This window comes from Corynebacterium sp. ACRPZ, from assembly GCF_022346205.1.
GTDB classification, from domain to species: domain Bacteria; phylum Actinomycetota; class Actinomycetes; order Mycobacteriales; family Mycobacteriaceae; genus Corynebacterium; species Corynebacterium lehmanniae.
Window position 1 is genome coordinate 1 of the sequence record NZ_JAKRMR010000045.1, and the last position, 659, is coordinate 659.

General features: G+C 56.6%; 1 rRNA gene. It reads right to left on the reverse strand.

The window, feature by feature from the left end:
* Positions 1–659 (reverse strand): 16S ribosomal RNA (locus MHX64_RS11910); the annotation flags it as partial.

Below are 659 nucleotides of genomic sequence, written 5' to 3' on the forward strand. Positions count from 1 at the left end.
ACGTGCTGGCAACATAAGACAAGGGTTGCGCTCGTTGCGGGACTTAACCCAACATCTCACGACACGAGCTGACGACAACCATGCACCACCTGTACACCAACCACAAAGGGAAAGACCATCTCTGGCCCGGTCTGGTGTATGTCAAGCCCAGGTAAGGTTCTTCGCGTTGCATCGAATTAATCCACATGCTCCGCCGCTTGTGCGGGCCCCCGTCAATTCCTTTGAGTTTTAGCCTTGCGGCCGTACTCCCCAGGCGGGGCGCTTAATGCGTTAGCTACGGCACGAACCCCGTGGAAGGGACTCACACCTAGCGCCCACCGTTTACGGCATGGACTACCAGGGTATCTAATCCTGTTCGCTACCCATGCTTTCGCTCCTCAGCGTCAGTTACTGCCCAGAGACCTGCCTTCGCCATCGGTGTTCCTCCTGATATCTGCGCATTCCACCGCTACACCAGGAATTCCAGTCTCCCCTACAGCACTCAAGTTATGCCCGTATCGCCTGCAGTCCCGCAGTTAAGCTGCGGGCTTACACAAACGACGCGACAAACCACCTACGAGCTCTTTACGCCCAGTAATTCCGGACAACGCTCGCACCCTACGTATTACCGCGGCTGCTGGCACGTAGTTAGCCGGTGCTTCTTCTCCAGGTACCGTCAC